The following is a 21,477-nucleotide window of genomic DNA, read 5'->3' as shown; positions in this document are numbered from 1 at the left end:
TCAGTCGCGGGCGCTGTTGACGACGACGGCCACGACCAGCGCGACCGCCCCCGCACCGATGGCGGCCTGGGCCGGCAGCGGCAGCGCCCGGAACTTCCCGACGAGCGTACGGGAGCCCTCGGCGGCGGTCCCGGCGGCCGAGCCGACCGACTCCTTGGCGCCGGAGACGGCGCCCGAGACGGCGCCGGTGACCTTGGCGCCGGCCTCGTGCACGGCCTCCTGGGCGTGCGCCTTCACGTCGAGCTTGTCGCTCAGGGCGTCCACGTTGGCGGCGAGCCGCTCGCGGCGGGCCTCGATGTCGGCCTGGATCTGCTCGGGGGTCTGCTTCTCGTCGGTGGTGGGGCTGCTGTCGCTCACTTGCGGATCGACTCCTTGATCTCGGCCACGTCGGTCTTGACGCTGGCGATGGTCTCGGTGGGCACCGGCGGCGCAGCCTGGCTCAGCTGCTTCTTGCCGACCAGGGCGGCGACGCCGGCCACCACGAAGAGGACCACGGCCACGATCAGCGCGGCCAGCCAGGCCGGGAGCGGACCGGCGAGGGCGAGCACGGCGGCCGCGATGAGGACCCCCAGCCCGTAGAGGGCGACGACGCCGGCGCCGCCGAGGGCGCCGATGCCGATGCCGGCCTTCTTCGCCTTCTGGCCGACCTCGGCCTGGGCCAGGCGGATCTCGTCGCGGACCAGCGCGCTCAGGTCCTCCGACATCGAGCGGATGAGCTCGCCGACGGACTTGTCGGCGGGGTCGTCGGTGGCGGCGCGGGCGGCGAGCGCCGCAGACGTGGCGCCGGCGTTGTCGCTGGTCATGGCGTGGGTTCCTTCGGGGCTCTGGTGGGGGTCAGGGGTCCCGGCGCTCAGGCCGGGCTCCCTTTTTTTGAGTCGTCCTCGCCGGTCGGGACGGAGTCGGCCTTGACGGCGTCACGGTCCCCGATCGGCTGCGGCGCGCCGCGGGTCGTGTCCTTGATCGTCTGCTGCTCCGACTCGGCGTTGATCTCCGCGCCCAGCAGGATCGCGTAGGAGGTGATGAAGAGCCACAGCAGCAGGATCACGATGCCGGCGATCGCCCCGTAGGTCTTGGCGTAGCTGCCGAACTGCGAGACGTAGATCGAGAAGCCGACCGACGCGACGATCCACAGCAGCGTCGCGATCCCGGCCCCGACCGACACCCACCGGATCTTGGGGGCGTCGCGGTCGGGCGCGACGCGGTAGAGGACCGCGAGCGCGACGGTGATGACCACCACGATCAGCACCCAGCGGGCTGCCTGGGTGAGGAACAGCACGAAGCCGTTGGTCCCGAGGAAGCCCAGCACGATCGGCAGCACGGCGACGAGGCTGACCACGACCAGCAGGAAGATGATCGCGCCGACGGTGAGCGCGAGGGCGATCAGACGCTTCTTGACGAAGCCGCGGGTCTCCTCCTCGTCGTAGCAGAGGTTGACCGCGGTCATCAGGTTGCTCATGCCGCCCGAGGCGCTGAACAGCGCCACGAGGATGGCGACGACGGCACCGAAGCCGACCTTGCCGTTGCCGGCGGCCAGCCCGATCTGGTCGGTGAGGGTCTTCTTGATGTCGGCCGGGATGGCCGAGCCCAGCGCGTCGAGCTGGGTGGTGATCGTCTGCGGGTCGGCGAAGAAGCCGTACAGCAGGACGGCGGCGATGATCGCCGGGAAGATGGCGAGGAAGGCGTAGTAGGCCATGCCCGCGGCCATCAGCGGGACGTTGTCGGCCTTGGCCTCGGCCCAGCCGCGCTTGGCGATCTGGAACCAGCCCTTGGCCGGGATCTGCTGAGGCTTGTCAGCCTCCTCACCCGGGACGCGGTCGGCCTTCTCGGCCTGTGTGGTCGACATGGGGAACCCCTGGATAGTTGTTGATCGACGGCGTCGACGGTGACGACCTGCGTCGCGGTTTACCCTCTCACGCAACCCTGAACCCGCCCGGTCTCGACGGGACCGGGCGCGCCGGTCCTTCGCGGGGCCGCCGTTACAGTGAACGACGTGCCAGAGCAGTCGCATCCGACGTCCGGGTCCGGCCGGGACCTGCGGACCCTGGTCGACCCGATCGTCGTCGTCGCCTTCGGCGGCTGGAACGACGCGGGCAACGCCGCCACCGGGGTCGTCGACCACCTGCAGGAGGTCTACGGGGCCGAGCTCGCGTTCGCCCTCGACCCCGACGACTTCTACGACTTCCAGGTCAACCGGCCGCTGGTGAGCCTCAGCGACGACGACGACCGCGTGCTGACCTGGCCCACCACCGAGATCCACGTGGGGTCGCTGCCCAGCGGGCGCGACCTGGTCCTCGTGCAGGGTCTGGAGCCCAACCTGCGCTGGCGCCAGTTCTCGACGATCATCGCCTCCGCCCTGCAGTCGGCGAACGCCCGCCGCGTCCACGTGCTCGGCGCCCTGCTCGCCGACACCCCGCACACGCGTCCGATCCCGGTGTCGACGTCGACGTACGACCGCGAGCTCATGACGTCGCTCGGCCTGGTGCCCTCCACGTACGAGGGCCCCACCGGCATCGTCGGGGTCATCGGCGACACCCTCACGCGGGCGGGCCTGGAGGTCCTCTCGCTGTGGGCGGCCGTGCCCCACTACGTCTCGCACCCGCCGTGCCCCAAGGCCACGCTCGCCCTGCTGTCCTCGCTCGAGCAGCTGCTCGACACCTCGCTCGACCAGGGCGAGCTGCCCGAGCTGGCGCGGGCGTGGGAACGCGGCGTCGACGAGCTGGCCGCCGACGACACCGAGGTCGCCGAGTACGTGTCCACGCTCGAGGAGCAGCAGGACGCGACGGAGCTGCCCGAGGCCAGCGGCGAGGCGATCGCCGCCGAGTTCGAGCGCTACCTGCGCCGCCGCAGGGGTAACTGAACGGACCACGGCGGGAGCGAGCGCTCCGCCCGAAGGAGACAGCCATGCCCCCGTCCCGCCCCGGCTCGAAGACCCCCACGCCCGATCGGTCGCCGTCTGTCCAGGCGCCGCCGGACGTGCCGCCCGTCGCGGGACAGCCGCAGGCGCCGGCGTTCTTCGGCATCCTCCTGCTGGCCGGCCTGGTGATCATCGGCGTCGGCCTGAAGAGCACCGCGAACATCGTCGCGCCCGTGTTCCTCGTGCTGACCCTGGTCATCACCGTCTCACCGCTGCGGCGCTGGCTCGTCAAGCGGTCGGTGCCCTCGGCCCTTGCCAGCGTGATCAGCCTGCTGGCCATCTACCTGCTGCTGATCCTCATCCTCGGCTCGGTCGTCTGGTCGGTCTACCGCCTCGTCGAGACGCTGCCGCAGTACGGGCCCGCCTTCACGAAGATCTTCAACTCCCTCGCCGGCGTCGCGGAGGGCTTCGGCTACGGTGCCGACCGGATCCGTCAGCTGGCGTCGTCGTTCCAGGTCAGCAGCCTGGCCGGGCCGGCGCAGAGCCTGCTCAGCGCGCTCACCGGCGGCGCGTCCCTGCTGCTGCTGGTCGTCGTCGTGGTGCTCTTCATGGCCTTCGACCAGGCCGGCATGCCGGACCGGATCGACGTGATCCGGCAGACGCGGCCGCACATCGCCGACGGCCTGCTGAACTTCGCCAGCCGGGTGCGCAAGTACTGGATCGTCACCACGGTCTTCGGGCTGGTCGTCGCGGTGCTCGACGTCATCGCCCTGTTCATCATCGGCGTCCCGCTGGCGCTGACCTGGGGCGTCCTGGCCTTCGTGACCAACTACATCCCCAACATCGGCTTCGTCATCGGGCTGGTCCCGCCGGCGCTCATCGCGCTGCTCGACGGCGGCGTCGGCAGCATGATCGCGGTGATCATCGTCTACGTCGTGCTCAACGTCGTCGTCCAGACGATCATCCAGCCTCGCTTCACCGGCGACGCCGTGGGCATCAGCGGCACGGTGGCGTTCATCTCGCTGATCTTCTGGGCGTACGTCCTGGGCGGACTGGGCGCCCTGCTCGCGATCCCGGCGACGCTGTTCCTCAAGTCGGTGCTGGTCGACAACTCCCAGCCGGCCAGCTGGGTCAACGCGCTGGTCAGTGCTGAGCCGAAGGCCGACCAGCCGAAGACACCACGGCGCCGGACGCCGGCGCCGGACGGCGAGGGGGCTAGGCCGCAGAACCGAGCTCGCGCAGCCGGCTGACCATCGCGTCGGGGTCGTCGGCCGCGAAGACCGCCGACCCCGCCACGAGCGCGTCGGCGCCGGCCTCGACGCAGCGCTCGACCGTCTCCAGCGAGACGCCGCCGTCGACCTGCAGCCAGACGTCGCCGCCGGTCTCGGTGATCAGCTGACGGGCGCGGCGGATCTTCGGCAGGCACAGGTCGAGGAACTTCTGCCCGCCGAAGCCCGGCTCGACGGTCATCACCAGGACCATGTCGAGCTCCGGCAGCAGGTCGGCGTACGGCTCGATCGACGTCGCCGGCTTGAGCGCCATCCCCGCCCGGGCGCCGCGCTCGCGCAGCTCGCGCGCGAGGCGGACGGGAGCCGCGGCGGCCTCGACGTGGAACGTCACCGACTCCGCCCCGGCCTCGGCGTACGCCGGCGCCCACCGGTCGGGGTCGGCGATCATGAGGTGGATGTCGAGCATCGCCGGCGTCACCCGGCGGATCGCCTCGACGACGGGCAGCCCCAGCGTCAGGTTCGGCACGAAGTGGTTGTCCATGACGTCGACGTGGATCGCGTCGGCGCCCGGGATGCGCTCGATCTCGCGCTGCAGGTTGGCGAAGTCCGCCGACAGGATGCTGGGCATGACGCGCGTCGTTCGGGGCACGGCCCGACCCTAACGGGGCCGGTCGGGAACGTTCAGCGGCGTCGCAGGTAGGCCGCGAACATCGCGTCCGTGCCGTGGCGGTGCGGCCACAGCTGCAGGAACGCGCCGTCCGGGCCCGTCGCGGCGTCCGGCACCTCCGGCAGCACCGCGGCGGCGGGCACCACGTCGACGTCGTCCCGGCCCGCGAGCGTCTCGAGGACGACGTCGGCCGTCTCGCGGCGGTGCGGCGAGCACGTCACGTACGCGACGAGGCCGCCGGGCGCCGCCGCGTCGAGGGCGGTGCCGAGCAGGCTGCGCTGGAGGGGGTGCAGCGCCTCCACGTCCGCGGGCTCTCGGCGCCAGCGCGACTCGGGCCGGCGGCGCAGCGCCCCGAGGCCGGTGCAGGGGACGTCGGCGAGGACGCGGGTGAAGGAGCCCGGGCTCCAGGGTGGGTGGGTGGCGTCCGCGACCACGACCTGCGGGCGCTGCTCGAGCGGGTAGGCGCGGGCGCCCTGGACGACCAGGCCGGCCCGGTGCGGGGCCAGCTCCCCGGCCAGGACCCGGCTTCCCTGGCTCACGGCCAGGCCGGCGAGCAGGGCCGTCTTGCCCCCGGGCCCGGCGGACAGGTCGAGCCAGCGACCGGGCTCCGCGTCGGGGCGGGTGAGCCCCCACGCCACCAGCTGGGACCCCTCGTCCTGGACGCCGACCCGGCCGGTGCGCACGAGCGGGAGGTCGCCCGGGTTGCCGCTGGTGCGCACGCCGAAGGGCGAGAGCCGGCTGCGCTCCCCCGCGCCGCCGAGCTCGTCGAGCAGCTCGTCGACCTCCGCGAGCCCGGGACGGACGACGAGGGAGACCTCGGGGCTGGCGTTGTCGGCCGCCAGGGCCGCCACGAGCTGGTCGGCCGGCAGGAGGTCCGCGTAGGCGTCGACCACCCAGCGCGGGTGCGCGTGCGCCAGTGCGAGCCGGTCGCGCTCGTCGCGCCCCGCCCCGAGCCGGTCCACCCAGCCGTCGCGGTCCTCGGCGGCGACCTTGCGCAGCACGGCGTTCACCAGGCCGGTCACCCGGCGCCCGACGGTCGCCGCGGCGAGGTCGACGGTGGCGCTCACGGCCGCGTGGCTGCCCACGCGCATCCCGAGGAGCTGGTGGGTGCCGAGGCGGAGCAGGTCGACGACGGCAGGCTGGAGCGACGACAGCGGACGGCCGGAGGCAGCGGCGAGGACCTGGTCGTACGTCCCCGTCCAGCGGCACGTGCCGTTGAGCAGCTCGGTCGCGAAGGCGGCGTCGCGACCCGTGATCCCGCGCTCGGTGAGCAGCGCGGGGAGCACGAGGTTGGCGTACGCGTCCTCCCCGGTCACCCGGCGCAGGGCGTCGAAGGCGACGCGGCGGGCCCGGTCGGCGCGGGCGGCCACCTCAGTCGCCGAGCCGCAGGGCCTGCGCCGTGCCGAGGCCGCGGGCCCAGTCGGGCGCCGCCATCGGCTTCTTGCCCTGCGCCTGGACCTGGCCCAGCTCGAGCGCACCGGCGCCGGTGCCGACGAGCACGGAGCGACGGCCGATCTCCAGCTCGCCCGGCGCGAGCGGCGCCTCGCCCGGCCGGAGGGCCACCGACGACACCTTGAACCGCTCGCCGCGGAACGTCGTCCACGCGCCCGGGTTGGGGTTGCAGCCGCGCACGAGGCGGTCGACCTCGACCGCCGGCCGCTGCCAGTCGATGCGCGCGTCGTCGACGGTGATCTTGGGCGCGAGCGTCACGCCCTCCCCCGGCTGCGGGACGGGCTCGACGCCGGCCTCGACCGCGTCGAGGGCCTCGACCAGCAGCGAGCTGCCGGAGTAGGCCAGCCGCGTCAGCAGGTCGCCGGAGGTGTCGCCCGGCCCGATGGGCTCGGTGACGACGCCGTACGTGGGTCCCGCGTCCATCTCGAGGACGAGGCGGAACGTCGTGGCGCCGGTCTCGGCGTCCCCCGCGAGGACGGCGTGCTGCACGGGTGCCGCCCCGCGCCAGCGCGGCAGGACCGAGAAGTGCAGGTTCACGAAGCCGTGCCGCGGGATGTCCAGCACGCGCTGCGGCAGCAGCGCCCCGTACGCCACCACCGGGCAGCAGTCCGGCGCGATCTCGGTGAGGCGGGCGATGAAGTCCTCGTCGCGCGGGCGCTGCGGCTTGAGCACCTCGAGCTCCAGCTCCTCGGCCCTCAGCGCCACCGGGCTCGCGGTGAGCCGCTTGCCGCGACCGCTCGGCGCGTCGGGCCGGGTGACCACCGCGACGACCTCGTGGTCGGAGGCCACGATCGCGTCGAGGGCGGGCACGGCCACCTCGGGGGTCCCGCAGAAGACGACTCGCACCGGAGAACCCTACGTGTTCTCGGTCCTCGCTCCGCTCGGACGCGATGGTCGGGTGTGCGCGTTGCCCTCCGGCTCAGCCGAGCACGACCGGGTCGACGCGGACGCGGACGGCGCCGTCGCTCTTGCGGGCGCTGCGGACGCCCGAAACCTCCTTGGCGGCGTGCACGAGGGCGGCTCCCTCGCGGACGGGGGCGCGCAGGGTGAGGCGCAGCAGCGGCTCGCCGTCCCCGCCCGGCAGCTGCTCGCGCGGTGGGAGGGGCACGGGGCCGAGGGTCTCGGTGCCGGGCGGCTCGTGGACGAGCGCGGTGTACTCCGTCAGCACCGCGGCGGCCCCGTCGACCGTCACGACCTTGGCCGCCGGCGGGAAGTGGGCCTCGGCGCGGTCGGCCAGCTCCCGCGCGGCGAAGCCGGCCGGGTCGACCCGCACGAGCGCCTGCAGCGCGCGTCCGCTGCTGTCGCCGACCGCGAGCACCGACCCGCCGTCCGCGCCCCCGCGGACCAGCGCGACCACGGCGAGCCAGCGGCGCAGGGCCTCCTCCGGGGCCCGCAGGTCGGGACGCAGCAGCAGCAGCGGGGTGTCGAGGAGGATCGCCGCGGCGTAGCCGCCCTCGGCCGGGGGTTCGGCGCCAGGCGTCGCGACCACCACCGCGCCATGGCCGGGCACCCCGTCCAGCCGCCCCTCGCCGCTGGACTGCAGGACCGGCACGCCGGGAAACGAGCGCCCCAGCTCGGCGGCCGTGCGGGTCGCGCCGACGACGGGCGAGCGGACGTGGTGGCCCCCGCAGACCGGGCACTCCCAGTCGACCTGGGGCCGGCCGCACCAGCGGCAGGTCATCGTCCGGTCCGCGCCGGCCTCCAGGGCCGTGGGGCCGGAGCAGAACGTGCAGCGCACGGGTTCGCGGCAGTCCTGGCAGACGAGCGCGAGCCGGCCGCCCGAGCGGGGCACCTGGACCAGCACCGGGCCGGTGGGCAGCGCCGCGCGCACCAGCGTGAACACCTCGTGCGGCACCCGGGCGACGCGGGCGGCCGGGTCGCGGGCCAGCGCGCGGTCGTCGTCGCCGCTGACCCGGACGCGTGGGGCGGCGTGGCGCACGACGGCTCGCTCCTGCGCGATCGGGCGCAGCCAGCCGCGCTCGACGTAGGCCTGCAGCTCGGCCGTCCGCGCGTACGAGGCGAAGAGCGCCGCGGCCCCGGTCTGCCCGGCGCGCAGGGCGAGGACCTCGCGCGTGTGCGGGTAGGGCGACCGGGGCTCGGCCCACAGGTCGTCGCCGTCGTCCCACAGCGCCACCAGGCCGAGGTCGCGCACCGGCGCGTACGCCGCGGCCCGGTTGCCGACGACGACCTGCGCGCGGCCGTGGGCCGCGGCCAGGAACGCGCGGTAGCGCGCGGCGGGCCCGGACTCCGCCACCAGCGCGACGACCCGCGACCGCCCGAGCGCGGCGACGCAGGCCGCCTCGAGCCGCGCGACGTCGCGCTGGTCGGGAGCCAGCAGGACCGCGCCGCGCCCGCCCTCGACGCAGGCCCGGGCGGCCGCGGCGAAGCCGGCGGCCCAGTCCGCCTCGGGTGCGGCGCTGGGCGTGACCTGCCACAGCGCGCGGGGCGAGCGGCCCGTCCGCAGCGCCGCCTCGTACGCGGCGCCGTCGGGGTAGGCCACCAGGGGGTCGGCCACGGGGGCCGGCCAGGCGACGTCCTCGGCCTCGGCGGCCGCTCCGGCGTCGCGCCGAGCGCCCGCGGCCTTCTCCGTCGCCGCGTGCCGCGGCGGCACCGCCAGCCGGACGACGTCGGCGAACGTGCCCGCGTAGTGGTCGGCCACGGCCCGCACGAGAGCGGCGGTCCCGGGCGTCAGCACGGGCTCGGCCGAGACCACCTTGTGCAGCGGTGCGAGCGCCCGCTCGGCGTCCGACGTCGCCGACCGTTCGAGGACGAAGCCGTCGCGGAGCCGGCCGGCGAAGCGGACCCGCACCCGGGCGCCCGGGACGGCGTCGGCGTCCTGGTCGGGCGTCACGCGGTAGTCGAAGGGCCGGTCGAGGTGGGCGAGCGGGACGTCGACCGCGACCCGGGCCACCGGCAGCGCCGGCTGCGGCGCCGCGTCGGGCGCGGCTGCGGCGGACGGTTCGGCGGCGGGCACACCGGGATCCTAGGGACCGACTCCGACAGCTTCCGATCTGAGAAGGTGGCCCGGTGACGGAGACCGGCGGGCGGGTCGTGGGCGCCACGGGCTCCGACCAGGAGGACCGGCGGCTCCTGGTCCACCTGGGCACGGCCATGGTCGCCACGGGCCAGCCGATCAACGAGGTGGAGGACGAGCTCGTCGAGGTCGGCCGGGCGCTCGGGCACCCGGACCCGCAGATCGCCGCCGGCCCGACCGGCGTGATGCTCTCCCTCGCCAGCGGCGAGCCGTCGACGTACGCGGCGGTCACCGGCGCGCTGCGCCTCGACCAGGCCGCGCAGGTGCGGGTCATCCGGCACGACCTGCTCGTCGGCCACGTCGACCCGGCGGCCGCGGTCGAGCGGCTGCTCGCGCTGCGCCGCGAACCACCCCGCTACCCGGTGTGGCTGGCCAACCTCGGCTGGCTGGCGGTCGCCACGGGCATCGCGCTGATCCTGCAGCCCGGCTGGCGCAACGTCGTCCTGTCCGCCCTGGGCGCGCTGGTGGTGGTGGCGCTGGTCCGCCTGGCCCAGCGCTTCACCCTGCTCGCCACCCTCCTGCCGGTGGTCGCCGCGTTCCTCGTCGCCTGCCTCGTCTTCACCGCCGCCGACCTCGGCCTGGTCGAGGGGCCGCTGCGCACGCTGCTGCCCCCGCTCGCCGTGCTGCTGCCCGGGGCGCTGCTGGTCACCGCGATGTCGGAGCTGGCGACCGGCGACATGGTGGCGGGCTCGTCGCGGCTGATCTTCGGGCTCGTGCAGGTCCTGCTCTTCACCCTCGGGGTCGTCGCGGCGAGCCGGCTGTTCCGGCTGCCGGCCGAGTCGCTGCGCAACGTCCGCGTCGACGACCTCGGCTGGTGGGCCGCGCCGCTGGGCCTGCTGCTGATCTGCGCCGGCATCGGGCTGCTGGAGTCGCCCCCGGTACGGCTGCTGCCCTGGATCCTGCTCGTGCTGGTGCTCGCCTTCGCCGCCCAGGGCCTCGGGCAGCAGTGGTCCGGCCCGGTCGTCGGGAGCTTCCTCGGCGCCGTGGCGGCCAGCCTCGGGTCCTACCTGGTCGAGGCCCTCGTCCCCGACCTGCCCAGGCTGGTCGTCTTCCTGCCGTCGTTCTGGCTGCTGGTGCCCGGCAGCCTCGGCGTGCTGTCCGCCACGGAGCTCGCCCTCGACCCCGGCGGCTCCACGGCCACCGTCCTCGGGGTCCTCGCGCTGGTCAGCGCCCTCGCGCTCGGCCTGCTCGTGGGCACCGCGGTCGCCCAGTCGCTGCGCGCCGCCCTGCGCCGCGCCCGGCGCATCCGCCGCCGTCCGCACCTGCCCCTCGACCACCGGGAGCCGTAGGCGTCAGACGCGCTCGGCCTGCTGGTCGGACCGGTCCGCCGAACCTGCGCCGCGCGGCACCCGGAACGCGAGGATGCCGTTCGCGGACAGGAGCCGGCACACGTCCTCACGGTCGTCGTAGAACAGCTCGATGCCGAGCTCGCGGCACTTGGCCAGCTTGAGCGCCGGCGACTCGCTGGTGTGGTCGAAGACCACCTCGTGCACCGTCGGCACGTCGGTCACCGCGCGCACCTCGGCCTCGACCGTGCCGATCCGGCCGTGCCCGATGGCCGACACGACGTGCACCTCGTCGCCCGCCGCGGCGTGCAGCGTGATGAGGTGCCCGATCTGGTGGGGGTAGTGGCTCAGCACGTGCCAGTAGTCGAAGCCGACGATCACCTGCACAACCTAGGTGCAGCAGCCGCGTCCGGGACGAAACGCTGACGGACGACAGCCAAAACGCCGGTCCGCCCGCCGTCTCTCAGCGGTTCGCAGGGCACGACCGTGCTGCGGGAGACGGTGGCTCTCCCCCGGGTTCAGCCGCGGACGGCCGCCGCCAGCGCGTCGGCGCGGTCGGTGCGCTCCCAGGTCGAGCCCGGCAGCTCGCGACCGAAGTGCCCGTACGCCGCCGTGGGCGCGTAGACGGGGCGCAGCAGGTCGAGGTCGGCGATGATCGCCGCGGGGCGCAGGTCGAAGACCGAGAGCACGGCCTCCTGGATCTGGGCGACCGGGACCTGCTCGGTGCCGAAGGTCTCGACGTAGAAGCCGACCGGGTGGGCGCGGCCGATGGCGTACGCCACCTGCACCTCGCAGCGGTGCGCGAGGCCGGCGGCGACGACGTTCTTGGCGACCCAGCGCATCGCGTACGCCGCGGAACGGTCGACCTTCGACGGGTCCTTGCCGGAGAACGCACCGCCGCCGTGGCGCGCCATGCCGCCGTAGGTGTCGACGATGATCTTGCGGCCGGTCAGGCCGGCGTCGCCCATCGGGCCGCCGACCTCGAAGCGCCCGGTCGGGTTGACCAGCAGCCGGTAGCCCCGGGAGTCGAGCTCGAAGGCCTCGAGGACCGGGTCGACGACGTGCTTGCGGACGTCCGGGGTCAGCAGGGCGTCGAGGTCGATGTCGGCGGCGTGCTGGCTGGAGATCACCACGGTGTCGAGCCGGACGGGACGGTCGCCGTCGTACTCGATGGTGACCTGGGTCTTGCCGTCGGGGCGCAGGTAGGGGACGCGGCCGTCCTTGCGGACCTCCGACAGCCGCTCGGCGAGGCGGTGCGCCACGTCGATCGGGAGCGGCATGAGGTTGGCCGTCTCGTCGGAGGCGTAGCCGAACATCAGGCCCTGGTCGCCGGCACCCTGGGCGTCGAAGGCGTCCGTCGACGCGCCGGTGCGCCGCTCGAACGCGGTGTCCACGCCCTGCGCGATGTCGGGCGACTGCTGGCCGATGGCGACCTGGACGCCGCAGGACGCGCCGTCGAAGCCCTTGGTCGAGGAGTCGTAGCCGATCTCGAGGATCCGCGAGCGCACGATCGAGGGGATCTCGACGTACGCGTCGGTGGTCACCTCGCCGGCGACGACGACGAGCCCGGTGGTCACGAGGGTCTCGACCGCCACGCGGCTGTGCGGGTCCTCGGCGAGCAGGGCGTCGAGGACCGAGTCGCTGATCTGGTCGGCGATCTTGTCGGGGTGACCCTCGGTCACCGACTCCGAGGTGAAGAGGCGTCCGGTCACCGCTGCACCGTATCTCGGCGGCGGTGGGTCAGGGCGCGGTCGAGGATGCGGTGGGCGAGGACGTCCTTCGACCCGGCGTACGGCCCGTCGACCAGGGTCGCGCCGTCGTCGTCGCGGCTCAGCACGGTGATCTCGTTGTCCTCCTGCCCGAAGACGAGTCCGTGGCCGACGGCGTTGAGGACGAGCAGGTCGCAGCCCTTGCGGGCCAGCTTGGCGCGGCCGAGGTCCACCAGCTGCGCCTGGTCCACCGCGGTCTCCGCGGCGAAGCCGACGATGACCTGGTCGGGGTCCTGGCGCGCCTCGACGAGCCCGCGGAGCACGTCGGGGGTCTGCACGAGCTCGACGCTCAGCCCCGCGTCGCCCGACTTCTTGATCTTGGTCTCGCTGGAGCCCCGCGGCGTGAAGTCCGCCGGCGCGGCGGCCATCACGACGACGTCGGCGGTCTTGGCGGCCCGGGTCATGGCGGTGGCGAGCTCGGCGGTGCTGCCGACGCGCTCGACCTCGACGGCCGGTGGGCCGGCGACGTCGGTGTGCCCCACGACGGCGTGCACCTGCGCGCCGCGCAGCCGGGCGGCGCGGGCCAGGGCCCAGCCCATCCGGCCCGAGGAGGAGTTGCCGAGGAACCGCACCGGGTCGAGGTGCTCGCGGGTCCCGCCGACGCTCACGGCGACCTCCAGGCCGGCGAGGTCCTGGGCCGCGGCGGCGGGGACGACGCCCGGCTCGGCGAGCACCGTCCGTGCGACCGCGAGGATCTCGGCCGGCTCGGGGAGGCGGCCAGGGCCGGAGTCGGCGCCGGTGAGGCGGCCGACGGCGGGGTCGACGACCACGGCGCCGCGGGAGCGCAGGGTGGCCACGTTGGCCCGGGTCGCCGGGTGCTGCCACATCTCGGTGTGCATCGCCGGGGCGAGCACGAGCGGGCAGGTGGCGGTGAGCAGCACGTTGGTGAGCAGGTCGTCGGCCCGTCCCGTCGCCGCGCGGGCGAGCAGGTCGGCGGTCGCCGGGGCGACGACGACGAGGTCGGCCTCACGTCCGAGGCGCACGTGCGGGACCTCGTACGCGTCGGTCCACACGTCGGTGCTGACCGGGTGCCCGGACAGCGCCTCCCAGGTGGCCCGACCGACGAAGGTCAGGGCGGACTCCGTGGGAACGACGGTCACGTCGTGCCCGTCGTCGCGCAGCCGCCGGAGCAGCTCGCAGGCCTTGTACGCCGCGATCCCTCCCGCGACGCCGAGGAGGACGCGGCTCACCTGCTGACTAGCTGGCCGCGAACGGGTCGGTCTCGGTCGAGGCCTCGGCCTCGGCGTCCGGGTCGATGTCGATCGCGATGAGCTTGCCCTCGTTGAGCTCGCGCAGCGCGATCGAGAGCGGCTTCTCCTGGACGGCGGTCTCGACCAGCGGGCCGACGTGGTCGAGGAGACCCTCGCCGAGCTGGGAGTAGTAGGCGTTGATCTGGCGCGCGCGCTTGGCGGCGAAGAGCACCAGGCGGTACTTGCTGTCCGACTGGGTCAGGAGCTCGTCGATCGGGGGGTTGGTGATGCCCTCGGCGGCGGCGGTCTGGGATGCGTTCTGGGGCACGGAGTTCCTCTTCGTCAGGTGGGCAGGGCCCTCGTCCGGTCCTCGTGGAGACCTGGCCGGGCAGCCTGCCGGTGCGTCTGCTCGTTCACAGACCCATCAAGTCTACCAAGTCCGCGACGGCCTGCTCGACACTGACGTTGACGACCACCGCGTCGAACTCGGCGGCCGCCTCCAGCTCGGCGTGCGCGGTCTGCAGCCGGCGCTCGCGCTGCTCCGCCGTCTCCGTCCCCCGACCCACGAGCCGCCGCTGGAGCTCGTCGAAGCTCGGCGGCGCGAGGAAGACGAAGTGCGCGTCGGGCCACGAGGTGCGCACCTGCCGGGCGCCCTGCAGGTCGATCTCGAGCAGCGCCGAGCGCCCCGACTCCAGCGCGGCCACGACGGGCGCGCGCGGGGTGCCGTAGCGGTGCACGCCGTGCACGACGGCCCACTCCAGCAGCAGGCCCGAGGCGACCAGCTCGTCGAACTCGGCCTCGGAGACGAAGAGGTAGTGCACGCCGTCGACCTCGCCGGGCCGGGGCGGGCGCGTGGTCGCCGAGACCGAGACGAAGATCTCGGGGTGGGTGCCGGCGAGCGCCGTGGTGACCGTGCCCTTGCCGACGGCGGTCGGGCCCGACAGGACGGTGAGGCGGCTCACGCGTCGGTGGGGCGGGCGAACTCGGCCACGAGCGCCGCGGTCTGGTGCTTGCCCAGCCCGCGCAGGCGCCGGTTGGGGGCGATGTCGAGCCGCTCCATGACCTTGGCCGCGCGCACGGCGCCGACGCGCGGGAGCGACTTCAGCACGTCGACGACCTTGGTGTGGGCGACGACGTCGTCGTGCTCGGCCGCCTCCAGCACCTCGGCGAGGGTCCGCTCGCCGCGACGCAACGCCTGCTTGACCTCGGCCCGGCGACGGCGGGCCTCGGTGGCTGCGTGCCGCGCCTGCTGGCGCTGCTCGTCGCTCAACGGCGGGATGCTCACCGGGTCCTCCTCCTCACCTCGACTCGGGCGGCCTCGAACCTATCTCAGCCCGGCGACCGAGCCGACGACCGCCCTCGCCGCCCGGCGCAGCGCGTCCGGGTCGGGCCCGGCGCGCATGACGTCGCGGCTCGTCGTCGGCAGCACGAGCGGCAGCGCCGCGCCGAAGACGTCGGCGAGGTCGGCGGCCGTCCCGCCCTGGGCCCCCAGCCCGGGGGCCAGCACGGACCCGTTCAGGTGCTCGAAGCGCGTCCCCGTCGCCCCGATCGTCGCGCCCACCACGACGCCCACGTCGCCCAGCGGGAAGGCGTCGGCGTTGCGCCGAGCGGCCTCGTCCACGACGGTCTGGCCGACCGTGGCCCCCGCGCCCGTGACCGCGTGCTGGACCTGCGGCCCCTCCGGGTTGCTGGTGAGGGCGAGGACGTAGACCCCGCGCCCGTGGGCCCGCGCCACGTCGATCGCGCCGTCCAGCGAGGCGAACCCGAGGTACGGGCTCAGCGTCACCGCGTCCGCGGCCAGGGGCGACCCGTCGGTCAGGTAGGCCGCGGCGTACGCGTCCATCGTCGAGCCGATGTCACCGCGCTTGACGTCGAGCAGCGACAGCGCGCCGGCCGCGGCGCAGTCGGCGAGGACCCGCTCGAGGACGGCGACGCCGGCCGAGCCGTACGCCTCGAAGAAGGCCGACTGCGGCTTGAGGACGGCGACCTGGTCGCCGAGGGCCTCGACCATGCCGCGGGCGCAGCGTTCCAGGCCCTGCACGGTCGGCTCGAGGCCCCACGCCTCCAGCACGCCCGGGTGCGGGTCGACGCCGACGCAGAGCGGCCCCCGCGCCTCGACCGCCGCCGCCAGCCGGACCCCGTACGGCTCCCTCACGCCCTGCTCCCCTCTCGTGCGACCGGGGCCGACGCCGCGCGCGCGTCGACCGCGCGCAGCAGCGCCGGGCCGGCGTAGACGAACCCCGTGTAGACCTGCAGCAGCCGCGCGCCCGCGTCCAGCAGCGCCTGCCCGTCATCGGCCGTGACGATCCCCCCGACCCCGACCACCGGCAGGTCGGTGCGGGAGGCGAGGAAGCCGACGACCGCACGCGCCCGCGCCGTCAGCGGGGCCCCGGACAGACCGCCCGCCTCGCCCGCGCGCCAGGCGTCGGGCGCGGCGAGGCCCTCGCGGGCCAGCGTCGTGTTGGTCGCGACCAGCCCGGCCGCGCCGGCACCGGTGCAGACGTCGAGGACGTCCTCCAGCGCGTCGAAGGTCAGGTCGGGGGCGACCTTGACCAGCACGGGGACCGGTCGGTCCGGGTCCTGGGCGCGGGCGGCGCCCACCAGGGCCTCGACCAGCGCCCGGAGCGTGGCCGCGTCCTGGAGGCTGCGCAGGCCCGGGGTGTTGGGGCTCGAGACGTTCACGGCGACGTAGTCGGCGTGCGGCGCCACGGCGGCGAACGAGGCCAGGTAGTCGGCGGCGGCGTCCTCGAGCGGCGTGGTCTTCGTCTTGCCGAGGGAGATGCCGACCGGCACGCCCGGGGCCGGCGAGCCGCGCCGGACGCCGGCGGTGTCGAGGCGCGCGGCCAGCGCGGCGGCGCCGGCGTTGTTGAAGCCCATGCGGTTGACCAGCCCGCCGCTGGCCGGCAGCCGGAACAGCCGCGGCCGCGGGTTGCCCGGCTGGGCGGTCGCCGTGACCGTGCCCAGCTCGACGTGGCCGAAGCCGAGCGCGGCCCACGCGTGCGGGGCGACGCCGTCCTTGTCCATCCCGGCGGCCAGGCCGACGACGCCCGGGAACGTCAGGCCGAAGGCCTCGACCGGACGCCGCGGGCCACGCGTCAGCAGCCGCAGCGCGGCGAGGGCCGCCGGGTTGCGGTCGAGCGCGGCCAGCACCGCGAGCGTGGCTGTGTGCACCCGCTCGGGGTCGCCCCCGTAGGAGCGGAACAGCGCCGGCCGCAGGACGCGGGCGTACGCGGCTCCGGTCGCCCCGGCGACCACGTTCAGCGCTCGGCCCCCACGAGGTCGTCGGCCGGCTCGCCGGCGGCCGCCTTCGCCCAGGACTGCAGCGAGCGGACGCCGACCGTGCCACCGCGTACGGCCTCGATGCCCTGCACGGCGGCCGCGAGGCCCTGCACCGTGGTGATGCACGGGATGTTCCGGAGCACGGCCGCGGTGCGGATCTCGTAGCCGTCGAAACGCGGGCGCCCGTCGGGGCTGAGGCCGGCCGGCGTGTTGAAGATCAGGTCGACCTCCTCGTCCATGATCAGCTGGACGATCGTCGGCTCCCCCGCCGGGCCCGGACCCTGGCTGAACTTGCGCACGGCCCTCGCGTCGACCCCGTTGCGGCGCAGCATCGACGCGGTGCCCGCGGTCGCGAGGATCTCGAAGCCGAGGTCGGCCAGCCGCTTGACCGGGAAGATGATCGAGCGCTTGTCGCGGTTGGCGACGGAGACGAACACGGTCCCGCCGGTGGGCAGCGAGCCGAACGCCGCCGCCTGGCTCTTGGCGAACGCGGTGCCGAAGCCGACGTCGAGGCCCATCACCTCGCCGGTGGAGCGCATCTCCGGCCCGAGGATCGTGTCGACGGACGTGCCCTCGACGGTGCGGAAGCGGTTGAACGGCATCACCGCCTCCTTGACCGCCATCGGCGCCCCGGGCCGCTCGGCCGTGCCGTCGCCGGTCGGGCGCAGCAGGCCCTCGGCCCGCAGCTGCGGGATCGTCGCGCCGAGCATGATCCGCGCCGCCGCCTTGGCCAGGGCGGTGTCGGTGGCCTTGGAGACGAAGGGCACCGTGCGGCTCGCCCGCGGGTTGGCCTCGAGCACGAACAGGGTGTCGCCGGCCAGCGCGAACTGGATGTTGATCAGGCCCTGCACGCCGACGCCGCGCGCGATCGCCTCGGTCGAGGTACGGATCCGGTCGACGACCTCGCTGCCGAGGGTGATCGGCGGCAGCGCGCACGCCGAGTCGCCGGAGTGCACGCCGGCCTCCTCGATGTGCTCCATCACGCCGCCGAGGTAGAGCTCGGTGCCGTCGTAGAGCGCGTCGACGTCGATCTCCACCGCGTCGTCGAGGAAGCGGTCGACCAGCACGGGGTGCTGCGGCGACACCTCCGTGGCGCGGTCGATGTAGGAGGCCAGCGTGCTCTCGTCGTAGACGATCTCCATCCCGCGGCCGCCGAGGACGTAGCTGGGGCGGACGAGCACCGGGTAGCCGATCTCGGCGGCGATCGTGCTGGCCTCCGCGAAGCTGCGGGCCAGGCCGTGCTTGGGCGACGGCAGCCCGGCGGCGTCGAGGACGTCGCCGAAGGCGCCGCGCTCCTCGGCCAGGTGGATGGCCTCGGGGCTCGTGCCGACGACCGGCACGCCGGCGTCCTTGAGCGCCTGCGCCAGGCGCAGCGGCGTCTGGCCGCCCAGCTGGACGATGACGCCGGCGACCGGGCCGGCCTGCTGCTCGGCGTGGACCACCTCGAGGACGTCCTCGCAGGTGAGCGGCTCGAAGTAGAGCCGGTCGGCGGTGTCGTAGTCGGTGGAGACGGTCTCGGGGTTGCAGTTGACCATGACGGTCTCGTAGCCCCGGCCGTTGTTGTCCGGAGCCCCGGACAGCGCCAGCGCCGCGTGCACGCAGGAGTAGTCGAACTCGATGCCCTGGCCGATGCGGTTCGGCCCGGAGCCCAGGATCAGCACCGCCGGACGGGTGCGCGGGACGACCTCGGTCTCGGAGTCGTAGGAGCTGTAGTGGTAGGGCGTGCGGGCCGCGAACTCCGCGGCGCAGGTGTCGACGGTCTTGTAGACCGGCCGCAGGCCGAGCGCCCAGCGCACGCCGCGCACGACGTCCTCGCTGAGGTTCCGCAGGGTGGCCACCTGCGCGTCGGACAGGCCGTGGCGCTTGGCCAGGCGCAGCACGTCCGCGGTCAGCTCGGGGGCGTCACGGACCTGGTCGGCGACCTCGCTGATCAAGAACAGCTGGTCGACGAACCACGGGTCGATCTTGGTCGACGCGTGCACCTGCTCCGGCGTCGCGCCGGCCCGGATCGCCTGCATGACCACGGCGAGCCGGCCGTCGTGCGGACGGGCCGCGACGGTGAGGAGCTCGTCGACCACGCTCCCTGAGCCTGTCGAAGCGATGTCCTGAGCCTGTCGAAGGGGGCCGGGCGTGGTGAACACGAATGGCGCCTTCGGGTCCTCCAGGGAACGCAGCGCCTTGCCGAGGGCCTCGGTGAAGTTGCGGCCGATGGCCATCGCCTCGCCGACGCTCTTCATGTGCGTGGTGAGCGTCGAGTCGGCCAGCGGGAACTTCTCGAACGCGAAGCGCGGCACCTTGACCACGACGTAGTCCAGGCTCGGCTCGAAGCTGGCCGGCGTGCTCTGCCCGTCCTGCGTGGCGGTGATGTCGTTCGGGATCTCGTCGAGGGTGTAGCCGATGGCCACCTTGGCCGCGATCTTGGCGATGGGGAAGCCGGTGGCCTTAGACGCCAGCGCCGAGGAGCGCGAGACGCGCGGGTTCATCTCGATGACGATCATGCGGCCGGTGGCCGGGTCGACGGCGAACTGGATGTTGCAGCCGCCGGTGTCGACGCCGACCTCGCGGATGATGCCGATGGCGACGTCGCGCATCCGCTGGTACTCGCGGTCGGTCAGCGTCATCGCCGGCGCGACCGTGATCGAGTCGCCCGTGTGCACGCCCATGGGGTCGAAGTTCTCGATGGAGCAGACGATCACCACGTTGTCGGCGCGGTCGCGCATGACCTCGAGCTCGTACTCCTTCCACCCGAGGATCGACTCCTCGATGAGCACCTCGGTGGTCGGGCTCGCCGCCAGGCCGGCACCGGCGATGCGGCGCAGGTCGGTCTCGTCGTGCGCGAAGCCGGAGCCGACACCGCCCATGGTGAAGCTGGGCCGCACCACGAGGGGGTAGCCGAGCTCGCCGGCCGCGCCGAGCACGTCGTCGATCGTGTGGCACACGAAGCTGCGCGCCACGCCGAAGCCGGGGTCGGTCGGGTCGTCGCTCTGCGGCAGCCCCTCGACGATGGCCTTGAACTGCTCGCGGTTCTCCCCGCGCTGGATCGCGTCGACCGAGGCCCCGATGAGCTCGACGCCGTAGCGCTCCAGCACCCCGCTGTCGTGCAGCGCGATGGCCGCGTTGAGGGCGGTCTGCCCGCCCAGCGTGGCGAGCAGCGCGTCCGGCCGCTCGAGGGCGATGACCTGCTCCACGAACTCCGGGGTGATCGGCTCGACGTAGGTCGCGTCGGCGAACTCGGGGTCGGTCATGATCGTCGCCGGGTTGGAGTTCACGAGGATCACGCGGAAGCCCTCGGCCCGCAGCACGCGGCAGGCCTGGGTGCCGGAGTAGTCGAACTCGCAGGCCTGCCCGATGACGATCGGGCCGGACCCGATGACGAGGATCGAGGAGATGTCGGTGCGGCGGGGCATCAGTTCTTCGTTCCCTGGGCCTGCGCGAGCGACCGCGACCCCATGAGGTCCACGAACCGGTCGAACAGGTAGCTGGCGTCGTGCGGCCCCGCTGCCGCCTCGGGGTGGTACTGCACGGAGAAGGACAGCAGCGCGCCGTCCTCGTCCTCCAGCGCGAGGCCCTCGACCACGTCGTCGTTGAGCCCGACGTGGCTCACCCGCGCCCAGCCGTACGGCGTGCGGGTGCGGCCCTCGCGCGGGGCGTCGACGGCGAAGCCGTGGTTGTGCGCGGTGACCTCGACCTTGCGGGTGGACAGGTCCATGACGGGCTGGTTGATGCCGCGGTGGCCGTAGCGCAGCTTGTAGGTCCCGAAGCCGAGCGCCCGGCCGAAGATCTGGTTGCCGAAGCAGATGCCGAAGTACGGCACGCCGGCGTCCAGCACCGAGCGCAGCAGGCTCACGGCGTCCTCGGTCGCACCGGGGTCGCCGGGACCGTTGGAGAAGAAGACGCCGTCGGGGTGCAGCGCCTCGACCTGGGCCCAGCTCGTCGTGGCCGGCAGCACGTGGGTCTCGATGCCCCGCTCGGCGAGCCGGTAGGGCGTCATCGACTTGATGCCGAGGTCGACCGCGGCCACGGTGAAGCGCTTCTCCGCGCGGGCCGGGACCACGTACGCGGTGGGCGTCGTGACCTCGTCGGCCAGGTGGGCGCCCGTCATCTCGGGCGCCTGCTGGACGCGGGCCAGCAGGGCCGCCCGGTCGGTCTCGAGGCTGGAGATGCCGACGCGCATGGCGCCGCGCTCGCGCAGGTGGCGGGTCAGCGCCCGGGTGTCGACGTCGCACATGCCCACGACGCCCTGGCGCGCGAGCTCGTCGTCGAGGGTGCGGCGCGAGCGCCAGCTGGAGGGGACGCGCGCCGCGTCGCGGACCACGTAGCCGGCGACCCAGATGCGCGAGGACTCGTCGTCCTCGTCGTTCCAGCCGGTGTTGCCGATGTGGGGCGCGGTGGCGACCACGACCTGGCGGTGGTAGCTCGGGTCGGTCAGCGTCTCCTGGTAGCCCGACATGGCCGTGGAGAACACCGCCTCGCCGAAGGTCTCGCCGACCGCTCCGAAGGAGGAGCCGGTGAACGTCGTGCCGTCCTCCAGGACGAGGAGGGCGGGGACCCTCGTGGAGGGCGCGGGGCTGGTGGCAGGCATCAACCGTCCTTTCCTGCCTCACAGGACAGGTCTTAAAGGGTGGTGTCACGTCAAGGTACCAGCGCGCGGCCGTCGGACCCTCCTCGTCCAGCAGCCCAGGAACCGCCGGGCCGATGGGCGACCGCACCCGGGCGC

General features: G+C 74.2%; 20 protein-coding genes. 3 read left to right on the top strand and 17 right to left on the bottom strand.

Annotated features, from left to right (window positions below):
- From BMY04_RS09155 to BMY04_RS09145, 3 genes are read right to left on the bottom strand one after another with little or no spacing between them, the layout of a single operon-like run.
- Complete coding sequence (locus BMY04_RS09155; RefSeq protein ID WP_091179062.1) at positions 1-357, bottom strand: DUF3618 domain-containing protein; 357 nt, start codon at positions 355-357, stop codon at positions 1-3.
- Complete coding sequence (locus BMY04_RS09150; protein ID WP_091179060.1) at positions 354-803, bottom strand: phage holin family protein; 450 nt, start codon at positions 801-803, stop codon at positions 354-356. The genes BMY04_RS09155 and BMY04_RS09150 overlap by 4 nt, the downstream gene beginning before the upstream one ends.
- Positions 804-850: 47 nt before the next feature.
- Positions 851-1,843, bottom strand: a complete 993-nt coding sequence (locus BMY04_RS09145; protein WP_091179057.1) for a YihY/virulence factor BrkB family protein — start codon at positions 1,841-1,843, stop codon at positions 851-853.
- Positions 1,844-1,990: 147 nt separating this feature from the next.
- Between BMY04_RS09145 and BMY04_RS09140 the strand changes: the two genes are divergently transcribed.
- A complete protein-coding gene (locus BMY04_RS09140; RefSeq protein WP_170854060.1) occupies positions 1,991-2,857 on the top strand; it encodes a PAC2 family protein in 867 nt (288 codons plus the stop codon).
- 44 nt (positions 2,858-2,901) lie between these two features.
- Entirely contained in the window at positions 2,902-4,104 is a 1,203-nt protein-coding gene (locus BMY04_RS09135) for an AI-2E family transporter (RefSeq protein WP_091179055.1), read from the top strand.
- On the opposite strand, the gene rpe is transcribed toward BMY04_RS09135, so the two are convergent.
- The 4 genes from rpe to BMY04_RS09115 all read right to left on the bottom strand — a co-directional run bounded on the left by rpe (position 4,070) and on the right by BMY04_RS09115 (position 9,176).
- Positions 4,070-4,711 carry a ribulose-phosphate 3-epimerase gene (rpe, locus tag BMY04_RS09130; protein WP_091179053.1) on the bottom strand — a complete coding sequence of 214 codons (642 nt, stop codon included), beginning with the start codon at positions 4,709-4,711 and terminating at the stop codon, positions 4,070-4,072. The genes BMY04_RS09135 and rpe overlap by 35 nt on opposite strands.
- 53 nt (positions 4,712-4,764) lie before the next feature.
- Positions 4,765-6,120: an RsmB/NOP family class I SAM-dependent RNA methyltransferase gene (locus BMY04_RS09125; RefSeq protein WP_198410029.1), complete on the bottom strand. Its 1,356-nt coding sequence runs from the start codon at positions 6,118-6,120 to the stop codon at positions 4,765-4,767.
- Position 6,121: 1 nt separating this feature from the next.
- Positions 6,122-7,048 carry a methionyl-tRNA formyltransferase gene (gene fmt / locus BMY04_RS09120; RefSeq protein ID WP_091179049.1) on the bottom strand — a complete coding sequence of 309 codons (927 nt, stop codon included), beginning with the start codon at positions 7,046-7,048 and terminating at the stop codon, positions 6,122-6,124.
- Between the two features lie 73 nt (positions 7,049-7,121).
- On the bottom strand, positions 7,122-9,176 hold the full coding sequence (locus BMY04_RS09115; protein WP_091179047.1) for a primosomal protein N': 2,055 nt from the start codon (positions 9,174-9,176) through the stop codon (positions 7,122-7,124).
- A gap of 53 nt (positions 9,177-9,229) precedes the next feature.
- Here BMY04_RS09115 and BMY04_RS09110 point away from each other — a divergent pair, with 53 nt between their 5' ends.
- Positions 9,230-10,525, top strand: coding sequence for a threonine/serine exporter family protein (locus BMY04_RS09110; protein ID WP_232506211.1), 1,296 nt, complete (start codon positions 9,230-9,232; stop codon positions 10,523-10,525).
- 3 nt (positions 10,526-10,528) lie between these two features.
- Here BMY04_RS09110 and BMY04_RS09105 read toward each other — a convergent pair whose 3' ends face one another.
- The 10 genes from BMY04_RS09105 to carA form a co-directional block, all read right to left on the bottom strand.
- A complete protein-coding gene (locus BMY04_RS09105; RefSeq protein WP_139209803.1) occupies positions 10,529-10,903 on the bottom strand; it encodes an HAD family hydrolase in 375 nt (124 codons plus the stop codon).
- Between the two features lie 137 nt (positions 10,904-11,040).
- Positions 11,041-12,234, bottom strand: a complete 1,194-nt coding sequence (metK, locus tag BMY04_RS09100; RefSeq protein WP_091179044.1) for a methionine adenosyltransferase — start codon at positions 12,232-12,234, stop codon at positions 11,041-11,043.
- A complete protein-coding gene (gene coaBC / locus BMY04_RS09095; protein WP_091179041.1) occupies positions 12,231-13,481 on the bottom strand; it encodes a bifunctional phosphopantothenoylcysteine decarboxylase/phosphopantothenate--cysteine ligase CoaBC in 1,251 nt (416 codons plus the stop codon). Before coaBC ends, metK begins: the two co-directional genes overlap by 4 nt.
- A gap of 7 nt (positions 13,482-13,488) precedes the next feature.
- Positions 13,489-13,809 carry a DNA-directed RNA polymerase subunit omega gene (gene rpoZ, locus BMY04_RS09090; protein WP_091179039.1) on the bottom strand — a complete coding sequence of 107 codons (321 nt, stop codon included), beginning with the start codon at positions 13,807-13,809 and terminating at the stop codon, positions 13,489-13,491.
- 85 nt (positions 13,810-13,894) lie between these two features.
- Complete coding sequence (gene gmk / locus BMY04_RS09085) at positions 13,895-14,443, bottom strand: guanylate kinase (RefSeq protein WP_091179036.1); 549 nt, start codon at positions 14,441-14,443, stop codon at positions 13,895-13,897.
- Positions 14,440-14,766 (bottom strand): integration host factor, actinobacterial type, encoded by a 327-nt coding sequence (gene mihF / locus BMY04_RS09080; RefSeq protein WP_091179034.1) that lies wholly within the window; start codon positions 14,764-14,766, stop codon positions 14,440-14,442. Before mihF ends, gmk begins: the two co-directional genes overlap by 4 nt.
- Positions 14,767-14,805: 39 nt before the next feature.
- A complete protein-coding gene (gene pyrF, locus BMY04_RS09075; protein ID WP_091179032.1) occupies positions 14,806-15,636 on the bottom strand; it encodes an orotidine-5'-phosphate decarboxylase in 831 nt (276 codons plus the stop codon).
- Entirely contained in the window at positions 15,633-16,736 is a 1,104-nt protein-coding gene (locus tag BMY04_RS09070; protein ID WP_232506210.1) for a quinone-dependent dihydroorotate dehydrogenase, read from the bottom strand. Before BMY04_RS09070 ends, pyrF begins: the two co-directional genes overlap by 4 nt.
- Before the next feature lie 2 nt (positions 16,737-16,738).
- On the bottom strand, positions 16,739-20,167 hold the full coding sequence (carB, locus tag BMY04_RS09065; RefSeq protein ID WP_091179030.1) for a carbamoyl-phosphate synthase large subunit: 3,429 nt from the start codon (positions 20,165-20,167) through the stop codon (positions 16,739-16,741).
- Positions 20,167-21,342, bottom strand: a complete 1,176-nt coding sequence (carA, locus tag BMY04_RS09060) for a glutamine-hydrolyzing carbamoyl-phosphate synthase small subunit (RefSeq protein WP_091179028.1) — start codon at positions 21,340-21,342, stop codon at positions 20,167-20,169. Before carA ends, carB begins: the two co-directional genes overlap by 1 nt.
- Positions 21,343-21,477 lie beyond the last annotated feature (135 nt).

Source organism: Microlunatus flavus (assembly GCF_900110855.1).
Lineage (GTDB): Bacteria > Actinomycetota > Actinomycetes > Propionibacteriales > Propionibacteriaceae > Microlunatus > Microlunatus flavus.
Note: the sequence above shows the minus strand (reverse complement) of the source record. Positions and strands in the feature narration are given on the sequence as shown.